The 10,904-nt window shown below is 39.1% G+C and carries 10 protein-coding genes and 1 pseudogene; 10 read left to right on the top strand and 1 reads right to left on the bottom strand.

Annotated elements, in window-relative coordinates; translation table 11 throughout:
* The 10 genes and pseudogenes from ACSHXM_RS12655 to ACSHXM_RS12610 form a co-directional block, all read left to right on the top strand.
* Window positions 1–347 (top strand): annotated as a pseudogene (locus ACSHXM_RS12655) (bifunctional tRNA (adenosine(37)-C2)-methyltransferase TrmG/ribosomal RNA large subunit methyltransferase RlmN); the annotation flags it as partial.
* Window positions 348–374: 27 nt separating this feature from the next.
* The gene (gene pilW, locus ACSHXM_RS12650) at window positions 375–1,526 is read left to right on the top strand and encodes a type IV pilus biogenesis/stability protein PilW (protein WP_435689132.1); all 1,152 of its coding nucleotides are present in this window, start codon (window positions 375–377) and stop codon (window positions 1,524–1,526) included.
* A gap of 9 nt (window positions 1,527–1,535) precedes the next feature.
* Complete coding sequence (locus ACSHXM_RS12645; protein WP_435689131.1) at window positions 1,536–2,555, top strand: RodZ domain-containing protein; 1,020 nt, start codon at window positions 1,536–1,538, stop codon at window positions 2,553–2,555.
* Between the two features lie 53 nt (window positions 2,556–2,608).
* On the top strand, window positions 2,609–3,727 hold the full coding sequence (ispG, locus tag ACSHXM_RS12640; RefSeq protein ID WP_435689130.1) for a flavodoxin-dependent (E)-4-hydroxy-3-methylbut-2-enyl-diphosphate synthase: 1,119 nt from the start codon (window positions 2,609–2,611) through the stop codon (window positions 3,725–3,727).
* Window positions 3,728–3,849: 122 nt separating this feature from the next.
* On the top strand, window positions 3,850–5,130 hold the full coding sequence (gene hisS / locus ACSHXM_RS12635; RefSeq protein WP_435689129.1) for a histidine--tRNA ligase: 1,281 nt from the start codon (window positions 3,850–3,852) through the stop codon (window positions 5,128–5,130).
* Between the two features lie 64 nt (window positions 5,131–5,194).
* Window positions 5,195–5,818, top strand: a complete 624-nt coding sequence (locus ACSHXM_RS12630; RefSeq protein WP_435689128.1) for a YfgM family protein — start codon at window positions 5,195–5,197, stop codon at window positions 5,816–5,818.
* Window positions 5,819–5,827: 9 nt separating this feature from the next.
* Window positions 5,828–7,057, top strand: a complete 1,230-nt coding sequence (bamB, locus tag ACSHXM_RS12625; RefSeq protein WP_435689127.1) for an outer membrane protein assembly factor BamB — start codon at window positions 5,828–5,830, stop codon at window positions 7,055–7,057.
* 95 nt (window positions 7,058–7,152) lie between these two features.
* Complete coding sequence (gene der / locus ACSHXM_RS12620; protein ID WP_435689126.1) at window positions 7,153–8,619, top strand: ribosome biogenesis GTPase Der; 1,467 nt, start codon at window positions 7,153–7,155, stop codon at window positions 8,617–8,619.
* 19 nt (window positions 8,620–8,638) lie between these two features.
* Window positions 8,639–8,848 carry a hypothetical protein gene (locus ACSHXM_RS12615; protein ID WP_435689125.1) on the top strand — a complete coding sequence of 70 codons (210 nt, stop codon included), beginning with the start codon at window positions 8,639–8,641 and terminating at the stop codon, window positions 8,846–8,848.
* Between the two features lie 130 nt (window positions 8,849–8,978).
* Window positions 8,979–10,085: an acyltransferase family protein gene (locus tag ACSHXM_RS12610; protein WP_435689124.1), complete on the top strand. Its 1,107-nt coding sequence runs from the start codon at window positions 8,979–8,981 to the stop codon at window positions 10,083–10,085.
* A gap of 63 nt (window positions 10,086–10,148) precedes the next feature.
* On the opposite strand, the gene pepE is transcribed toward ACSHXM_RS12610, so the two are convergent.
* The gene (gene pepE / locus ACSHXM_RS12605) at window positions 10,149–10,844 is read right to left on the bottom strand and encodes a dipeptidase PepE (protein WP_435689123.1); all 696 of its coding nucleotides are present in this window, start codon (window positions 10,842–10,844) and stop codon (window positions 10,149–10,151) included.
* Window positions 10,845–10,904 lie beyond the last annotated feature (60 nt).

Here is a 10,904-nt window from a genome sequence, read left to right as displayed (position 1 = left end):
ATTCTGGAAAAGTGACAGTAGAATACGTGATGCTAAATGGCATCAACGACAGTACCGACCAAGCACATGAACTGGCTAAGGTATTGGCTGAAACGCCATGTAAAATTAATTTGATCCCTTTTAATCCATACCCAGGTTCACCTTATACTTGTTCAAGTAACTCTCGTATTGACCGCTTCGCAAAAGTATTGATTGAATATGGTTTAGTGGTCGTGGTGAGACGTACCCGAGGTGATGATATTGACGCTGCATGTGGGCAATTAGTTGGCGATGTGGTGGATAGAACAAAAAGAATGATGAAAAAACAACTTAAGGGTGAGAATATTTCAGTAAAAATGGCACAATAGGTTTTTTACAAGGAATAATAAAATTCTATGTTAAGAATAAAATGTATCTTTTGTTTCGTTGTTATCCTCTTTATTGGCTGTAGTAGTCAAAGTGGACAACAATCTGGTTCTAATAATTTTAACCAACTAAAAGCGGCTAAAACGCGAATTTCGCTTGGGTTAACGTATTTAAAAAATGGAAATTATAGCCAAGCTAAATTTAACTTAGATAAAGCGATGGAGTTTGCGCCACGTTCTGCGGATGTAAACTTTGCAATGGCCTATTATTATCAGAAAGTCGGGGAAATTGAACAAGCAGAAGATGCTTACCAGTTTGCCATGGATCTTGAACCTAAAAATGCTGATATTACTAATAGTTACGGGGCATTTTTATGTCAAAACGGTAACTATGAACAAGCAAAAGTATATTTTCTTAAAGCGGTGAATACGAGTAACTACATCTCTAGTGCAGAAACATATGAAAACTTAGCCTTGTGTAGTCAAAGCTCAGGTCATCCTCAAGATGCTATCGAATATTTACGCAGTGCCGTCAATCATCAGCCTGGGAGAGGGAATAGTTTATTCCTACTAACTCAGTCATTAATTAATGCAAAACAATGGGCTGAAGCACGAGATGTACTGAGACGTTATGAAAAAGTCGCTCAGGTTAGTCCGCAAAGTTTATTAATGGCCATAGAAATCGAAAATGGTAGTGGAAATTACGCTGCCGCTAAAGGTTTTCGAGATATGTTGATTAAGGTGTATCCAGATAACCCAGAGGTTATTGCTTTAATTAAGCAAACGCCAGAAAAAACAAAACCGAAAAAGACCATGAAAGTGTTGAAAACACCAGTGGTTGTATTACCTGAAGTTGAATCAAAGACTCAGTCAGAGGTTAATCACTCTTCGACGTTAACTGCAGTGACAACAAGTACGGCAAGCAGAACCGTTTCACAAAACACAGAAGTAGCCATTACCGAACCTGTTCAGGAAAAAGAAGTAACAGATATAGAGGTTGAACCTGCTGAGTCAGAAACTCCTAGTTATCATCTGGTTGCAAAGGGAGAAAACCTGTACAGAATTTCATTAATGTATAATATAAGAATGCAACGTTTGGTAGAGTGGAATGAACTATCGGATGCCTCGGCAATATATAATGGCATGAAGTTAAAAATTGTGGCCCCTAAATCTGATGAGTAGTAAAAAAATATGAGCGAAGAACAACAAGAAGTAGTGGTTCCGGGACCCGGCGAAATTTTAAAAAAGGCTAGGGAAGCAGCGAATTTATCTACTCAAGATATTGCGAGTAAAGTGCGATTAAAAAACACTTTAATTGAAGAGCTGGAGCAAGACAATTACGATATTAATATATCCTTAACCTTCATCAAGGGATATTTGAAGTTGTATGCCAAACAAGTCAATGTGTCTGAATCGGAAATTGTAGATGCTTTTGAGAAGCATAATACGCAGAAAAAAGAACCAGCCAAATTACAAAGCTTTTCACGCAAATTTAGTCATCAAGCTAATGACGATAAACTTATGTTAGTTACCTATTTAATTGTTGCCGTGGTCATCGCATTAGTCGTTGTTTGGTGGTTTCAACAAAGTGATGGAGAAAATAAAGTCAGCTCATTTTTATCTTCTCCTGCTACAACTGTTGAACAGAAAGTTGAAACAAAACCCGAAACACTATCTGAAACACAACAAGAAGAGCCTCAAGCAATAATCCCAGTAGACGCAACTGAATCAGACAATCTTGAGTCAAACTTACTTGATAACGATGCACCAGTTAACCAGGTTAATGAATCGGCAGCTATTGAAGACTTGGAACCTCAGGCTGAATCTGGCGTACCCAATGAAAGTCTAAACCCGCAAGATGCGAGTGAGGTGAGCGAAGTCGAAAGCGTTTCACAAGAACTGACCAATGAAGCGTCAACGCTTGACGCTAGCGCTACAGAAGACGTTCCGGTTAACCAAGCAGAGCCTGTAGAACTTGTTTTTGAATTTAGCGACAATTGTTGGATGAATTTAGCTGACGCTACAGGTGAAAATATTGCTTTTGGCGTTAAAACTAAAGGGCGTGTTATGCCAATTACTGGCATTCCTCCATTTGTAGTGACTTTAGGCGCACCAGAAGTCGTGAAAATTAGCTATGCTGGTGATGCTGTTGATATGTCATTTATCGTACCTGGTCGCAGTGCTAAATTCGAATTACCTTTAACAGAATAGTTTCTTCTTAGAACTTTATCTATAAACGAACAACACAGAGTTAATCAATTAAAATGTTTGCTGAATCACCTATTATTCGTCGCCCTTCTAAACGTATTTATGTAGGTAATGTACCTATCGGTGATGGTGCGCCAATTGCTGTTCAATCTATGACGAACACTTTGACTACTGATGTAGCAGCTACCGTTGCACAAATCGAGCAGATTCAAGCCGTAGGTGGTGAAATTGTTCGAGTATCTGTGCCAACTATGGATGCTGCTGAAGCTTTTAAAATCATCAAACAACAAGTGTCTATTCCACTTATTGCAGATATTCACTTTGATTATCGTATTGCGCTAAAAGTCGCTGAATATGGCGTGGATTGTCTACGAATTAACCCTGGCAACATTGGTTCTATGGAACGAGTAAAAGCCGTCGTGGATTGTGCTAGAGATAAAAACATTCCTATTCGTATTGGAGTGAATGGTGGATCGCTGGAAAAAGAGATCCAAGAAAAATATACAGAGCCTACTCCCGCGGCATTAGTCGAATCAGCTATGCGTCACGTAGACATTTTAGACAAACTAAACTTTGATCAATTTAAGGTGAGTGTAAAAGCGTCTGATGTTTTTTTAGCAGTAGGCGCTTATAGAGAGTTAGCCAAACAAATTGATCAACCATTACACTTAGGGATCACAGAAGCCGGTGGTATTCGTGCTGGTGCAGTTAAAAGCTCAGTTGGTTTAGGCATGTTGTTAGCTGAAGGTATCGGTGACACTATTCGTATTTCTTTAGCAGCCGATCCTGTTGAAGAAATTAAAGTTGGATTTGATATTCTTAAGTCATTACGTATTCGTTCTAGAGGGATCAATTTTATTGCTTGCCCCAGTTGTTCACGACAAGAATTTGATGTCATCAATACCGTGAATGCTTTAGAACAAAGGTTAGAAGATTTATTAACACCTATGGATGTCTCCATAATTGGTTGTGTAGTTAATGGTCCTGGCGAAGCTGAAGTTTCTGATCTTGGTTTAACCGGAGCACGAAACATGAGTGGTTTTTATTTAGATGGTAAACGTCAAAAAGAACGTTTATCTAATGACGACTTAGTTGATCAATTGGAAAAACGAATTAGAGCTAAGGCCGCTACATTGGATGAGAGCAATAAAATTGCCGTAAAACAGCTAGGTTAATAACTTACTTTAGATTTCAAGGTAAGTTAGCTGAGTATTTTTGTCTTCAATGTTTTACGTTTAAGCACAAAGCCCCTATAATGCGGGGCTTTTTTAATTATTGTAATAAGAGATTTAAGTCAGTGGCGAAAAAAATTCAGGCAATTCGGGGTATGAACGACTGCTTACCGACAGATTCGGGACTTTGGCAGTACGTCGAATCAACAATTCGTCAAGTAGTGGCGAGTTATGGTTATCAAGAGATCCGCACTCCGATTGTGGAAAGCACTGATTTATTTAAACGCTCTATCGGTGAAGTCACTGATATTGTAGAAAAAGAAATGTATACCTTTGCTGACCGCAATTCAGATAGTTTAACCTTGCGTCCAGAGGGCACGGCTAGCGTGGTTCGTGCCGGTAACGAGCATGGTTTATTATATAACCAGCAGCAACGATTATGGTACATGGGTCCCATGTTCCGTCATGAGCGTCCACAAAAAGGTCGCTATCGTCAATTTCATCAATTTGGTGTAGAAGTATTCGGCTTAGAAGGGCCTGATATTGATGCCGAGGTCATTTTATTAAGTGCTCGACTATGGAAGTTGTTTGGAATTACCGACCACGTTACCTTGGAAATTAACTCATTAGGTTCTGCTGAAGCAAGGCTTGCTTATAAAGAACAACTCGTCAGCTTTTTAAAGACCAAAGAATCTGCTCTAGATGAAGACAGTTTAAGACGATTAGAGTCCAATCCACTGAGGGTGTTAGACAGTAAAAACCCTCAGGTACAAGAAGCAATTCAGGATGCACCTAAGTTAATTGATTGTTTAGATGAAGAATCTGCTCAACATTTTACAGGTTTGTGTGAACGATTAGACAAGTTAGGCATCCAATACCGAGTTAATCCTTCTTTAGTACGTGGTTTAGATTATTATAATCGCACTGTATTTGAATGGGTAACAGACAGTTTAGGCGCACAAGGGACAGTTTGTGCTGGTGGTCGATACGATGGCTTAGTTGAGCAACTTGGTGGTAAAGGAACGCAAGGTGTTGGGTTTGCCATGGGCTTAGAACGACTAGTGTTAATGTTACAGACCTTAGAACAAGATAAAAACGTTGCACCAGCGGTTGATGTATATGTTACCGCTATGGAAAATTCAGTAGAGTTATACGCACGTCAATTGGCCGAGAGCCTAAGAGATAATTTACCTAACGTTAAAGTTATGAACCATTGTGGTGGTGGCAACTTTAAAAAACAAATGAAGCGTGCTGACAACAGTGGAGCCAGTATAGCGTTAATTATTGGTCAAGATGAAGTGGATCAAAATCAAGTGGCAATAAAATACTTGCGTGAAAAACAAGAGCAAAAAATTGTTGCCAAAACCGAATTAGTTAATTTTATTGGTGAATTATTTAACCAGTAAATTCTATATAACAGTTTAATTTTTAAGTATGTTAATTACATACCAGTAGTAAGAGGAAAGAATAATGGATCAGTTCGAAACAGAAGAACAACAAGTAGAAGCTATTAAGCGCTTTTGGAAAGAAAATGGTACGGCACTCATTGTTGGCGCAGTATTAGGTTTAGGTGGTTTATATGGCTGGCGTTATTACAACGAAAGTGAAATGGCGGCTAAAGAAATAGCCTCTGTTGCTTTTGAAAAAGCCTCAACTGAACTGGCTGCTGATGAAAAAGGCATAGGCCAAGCAAAGGCGTATATTGATAACCACACTGATACTGGTTATTCGTTATTAATGGCTTTGGAACTGGCTAAAAAAGCGACTGATAGTGATGATTTGGCCGAAGCTGCTAAACATTTGGAGTTTGTTAGCAATAACGCTGATGTATTAGCGGTAAAATCGGTCGCTCAGGTGCGCTTAGCTCGTGTTCAAATCGAACAAGGCGAATTAGATAAAGCCTTAGCTACGGCAGATAAAATTCAAGATGAAGCCTTTAAAGGTTCTTCACAAGAAATTAAAGGCGATGTGTATCAAGAGCAAAAATTATTCGATAAAGCACGTGCCGCTTATAGTGCTGCTTTAGAAATTAATGAACGTGATCCTATTTTAAAAATGAAGTTAGATAATTTAACTGCGTTGGCTAACGGGTAGGTGATAAACGTGAACCGAATTTTAGTTTCATTATTGGTTTCTAGTTGCTTAGTGTTTTCGGGCTGTACCACAGTGGCAAATTGGTTTTACGATGACGACGAAATAGAAATTCGTCGCTTGCAACCAATTGAGTCAAAATTCACACCGGTACAAAAATGGTCTGTTGATTTAGGTGATGGTGTTGGTAACTTTTTTTCAAAGCTAAAACCCGCTGTTAATTATAAAAAGGTTTTTGCTGCTGATAGACAAGGCATGATAGCCGCGTTTGAACAAGAAACGGGTAAAAAAGTTTGGCAAAGAAACTTAGCTACCTATAAAGATGAAGGTTTGACCGCCAGTGTTAAAAAATTATGGTCTAGCGGTATTCCGGCAAAAATAGCTGGTGGTGTAACTGTTGCTTATGAAACTGTGTTTTTTGGTACTGAAAACGGCGAAGTTATTGCTTTAGATGCAAACACTGGCGAACAAAAGTGGATTACAACCGTCAAAGGCGAAGTGTTAGCTTCTCCAGCCGTTGATAGTGGTGTTGTTGTGGTAAATACAGGCTCTGGCTTTGTGTATGCTTTAAATTCTGCAGACGGTGAAGAGTTATGGTCACATGAATCAGATGTACCTCCTTTATCTTTGCGTGGTGTTTCTGCTCCTTCTGCTGCAAATGGCGGAGCCATAATCGGAACGGCTACAGGTAAATTAGTAGTTAATGTTATTGCAAATGGCCAATCAGCTTGGGAACAGGTTATTTCAGCTGCAACAGGCGTTACTGAACTAGAGAGAATTGTTGATATTGATAGTCAGCCGCTTGTGGCTAACGGTATTATCTATGTTATTTCTTATGATGGTACTTTGGCTGCAGTAGAGATGCGTAGTGGCCGAATTATTTGGAAACGTGAATACAAATCTTATCGTAGTTTAAGTTTGTCTGGTTCATCGTTATTTGTGGTAGACAATAACAGTTATGTCTACGCCTTAGATATTCGTAATGGTGTGGAGTTATGGAGTCAAGGCGCACTTAAAAAACGTTTATTGACGGCTGTTACACCTGTTGGTGATTATGTAGTAGCAGGTGACCAATACGGATATTTACATTGGTTCGATAAAACTGATGGTAGTCTAGTTGCACGTTTAGAAGTAGGAGCTGATGATGAAGATGAAAGTATTTATTCAGCACCTGTGGCGCAGGGCAATATGTTATATACCCAAACCAGAGATGGTAAACTAGTGGCCATTGAAACGCCATAGAGTCATTTTGTGTGAGTTTTGTTAAATATTCGCACCAATAATTTTTAACGGCTTGGAATAATTCCAAGCCGTTTTTGTCTACAGGATATGTCATTATGTTACCCGTTGTTGCCTTAGTTGGTCGCCCAAATGTTGGAAAATCGACTTTATTTAATCGCCTTACTCGAACGCGAGACGCATTGGTGGCGGATTTTCCTGGGTTAACGCGGGACAGAAAATATGGTCAAGCTGAGTATGAAAACCTGCAGTTTATTGTTGTCGATACAGGTGGTATCAGTGGCGATGAAAAAGGCATTGATATGGCGATGGCTGAACAATCTCTATTAGCCATAGTTGAAGCTGATGTTGTGTTGTTTTTAGTTGATGCACGTGTTGGTATGACCGCAGCCGATCAAGGTATTGCAGAACATCTACGTCGTCAAGAAAAGCCGGTTTATGTTGTAGCTAACAAAGTTGACGGGATAGATGGTGACAGCGAAAGTGCCGACTTTTTTGCTTTAGGTTTAGGTGATGTCAGCCAAATAGCTGCAGCCCACGGCAGAGGCGTAACTCAATTATTACAGCAATCCCTCACGCCTCTAGCAGAACAGTTTCCAGACATGATTGTGCCGGAAGAAAGTGATGAAGAGTTTGCTGAGGAAGATGCCGAAGAGCAGTTAGCTAGGCTTCAAGGACAACCTATTAAACTTGCTATTGTTGGTAAACCTAATGTAGGTAAATCGACTTTAACTAATCGTATTTTAGGCGAAGAAAGAGTCGTCGTTTACGATGAACCTGGTACTACCCGCGATAGTGTATTTATCCCTATGGAACGTGACGAACGAGAATATGTTCTTATTGATACTGCTGGAGTTAGACGACGCAGAAATATCTCACAGGCCATCGAAAAGTTTTCCATCGTTAAAACATTACAAGCTATTGAAGAGTCAAATGTTGTCTTGTTTGTAGTGGATGCTAGAGAAGGTATTACCGATCAAGATTTAAGTTTATTAGGATTTATTTTAAATGCTGGCCGTTCATTGGTTGTGGCTGTGAATAAATGGGATGGCTTAGATAAAGGTGTAAAAGACGAAATAAACCGTGAGCTCGATAGGCGTTTAGGTTTTATTGATTTTGCACGCATTCATTATATCTCGGCATTACATGGTACAGGTGTAGGGCATTTATTTGAGTCGGTGCAAGAGGCTTATAACTCTGCGACTAAACGTATTACGACTTCGATGTTAACGCGTATCATGGAAATGGCTCAAGATGACCATCAGCCACCATTAGTGCGTGGTCGCAGAGTGAAGTTAAAATATGCTCATGCCGGTGGATACAATCCGCCAATTGTAGTGATACATGGTAACCAACTTAAAGATTTACCTGATTCATACAAACGATACTTGATGAATTATTTCCGTAAATCACTAAAAGTGATGGGAACACCTATTAAAATCGAATTTAGAGAATCAGTTAATCCATTCGAAACTGATCATAGTCAATTAAATGATTCACAAAGACGTAAACGTAGGCAGTTGATGCGTATGAGTAAAAAAATTCACAAGCAGTCTAAGTCATAGATAATAGGTTTAAATAATTATGGAACCAGTCAACACCCAACAAAAATTACCCACCAATTTAAGGGTGTTAATTGGGATTGTATCTATTCCATCGCTTATTTTAGCTGGCATGTTAGGGGTTATGACCCTTAACGGGCAGTTTCAAGACATTAGTATTTTTGAATGGATCTATTCGATTGTTGGATTTATAGCGGCATATATCGCATTAACTGGAAAACGTTTGTTTTAAGAGGCTTGCACACATAACATCTAAAAGACGACTTGGCTTATCTAGCACCATGACCTAAATGTAATGCTATTCGTCACCAGTTCTATTATGCTCGAACAAGACTTTTTGAATTAAATAGGAAGGCTTTGTGGTGTCCAATAAACAACGTCAAATCAGTTTAGATATTTTCAGAGGTTTCACCTTAGCCGCTATGTTACTGGTGAATAATCCAGGCTCTTGGTCTCACGTTTATGCCCCTTTGTTACATGCTAGTTGGCATGGTTTAACCCCAACCGATCTCATCTTCCCATTTTTTATGTTTATTGTCGGCGCAGCTATGTTTCATTCGATGCAAAAGTATGTGCCTGCAAATGAACAATCCATTCCCGTACCTTGGTTAAAAATACTTAAACGTACGCTGGTATTGTTTGTTATTGGGTTTTTATTAAATATATTCCCATTTACTGGCGACCCTGAAAGTTGGCGAATAATGGGGGTTCTGCAGCGTATCGCCTTATGTTATGGCGTTGCAGCGGTAATGATTTGTGTATTGAACAAGAAACAAGTTTTTGTTGCTTGTGTGGTTATCTTAATTGCCTATTGGTTGACTTTACTTGCTATTGAAAACCCATATTCGCTAGAAAGTAACTTAGTTCGGGAGATTGATATTGTACTGTTTGGTGCAAGTCATCTTTATCAAGGGTTTGGTGTGGCTTTTGATCCAGAAGGTTTACTCAGTTGTTTGCCTGCTGTTGTCACCGTTTTAGCAGGCTATCTAACTAGTGCAATGTTGGCCGATAGTACTAACCATATGACTAAGATTAAAACTTTGTTTATTTGGTCTGTTGTCTCAATTGTCATTTGCTCTATTTGGCAGCTGTGGTTTCCAGTCAATAAAGCCTTATGGACCAGTACCTATGTATTGATAACCAATGCCTGTGCTTGGCTTTTTTTAATCGTGATTATCTATTTATATGATGTTAAAGGAATAAAACGAGGGTTTGGGTGGACTGAAATATACGGTTCAAACCCCTTATTTATTTATGTGCTTTCTTGGATTTTCGCATCGTCGTTATATTTAATTAAATGGACTCAAGCAGATGGCAGTATCATGAGTGTTCGTCAATTTATTTATGGGACGCTTAGTGACTGGATGTCGCCCATAAATGCATCTCTCGTTTTTGCCTTGTTGATAGTGACTTTGTTTTATTTTTGTTCTTTGTTTTTATACAAGCGCAAAATATTCGTAAAAATATAGTTTTAAATCAAGGGGCTAAGGCTCTAGTTTTTATAAGTAACCTGAACCCGGCTTATCCCTAGCTCAGGTTAAATATTGACTTAAATCTTGATTAGCAGTAATTACAGTCTGTGAAGTGCCCTTAAACACAAGGCCATCTAACTCACCTTTTAGCGTCAGTTGATTCCGTTGCAACAACAACGCACTGCCTTCTCGAATACCGATTACGGGCGTTGTTGGGTGTAATATACAAAACTCCTGAATACGCTGTGCTCTGGTTTCTCCATTATGGCCAGGTGGTTGATAATCTGAATAGTGTGGGTTTAGCTGAAATGGCACTAAATTAAGTGCATCAAAACTTTTAGGTTGCATGATCGGCATATCGTTTGTGGTTCGAATGCTTTTACCACAAATATTCGAACCTGCACTCCAACCAATATAAGGTAAACCTTGTCTTACTCGCTGTTGAATAAGCTTGAGTAAATCTTGCTCGTAAAGCTGATGTAATAAGTTAAATGTATTGCCTCCACCTACTGCAATGGCTTGAGCGGATTTTATGGCCTGTTTGGCATCAGTATATTGGTGAATTCCTTTAATTGTTAGATGGGGTAGGGCAGTCTGCACCATAGCGGTATATTCATCCCAATTCACACTTACACCAGCAAAGGGGACAAATAGAACTTCTTTGTGATCCCTTAAATGTTGGTCGATCATTGGGATAGCATGTTGCAGGTAACCTTCACTGCCTACTCTAGAACTACTTAACATTAAAACTTGCATTTAATTACTCAAATCTGGACTAATTATTTACTGTAATTGGAATTACAGACAGATAGAATA

It is taken from the genome of Paraglaciecola sp., from assembly GCF_051252315.1.
GTDB lineage: Bacteria > Pseudomonadota > Gammaproteobacteria > Enterobacterales > Alteromonadaceae > Paraglaciecola.
This window is presented reverse-complemented; position numbering and strand designations above follow the sequence as displayed.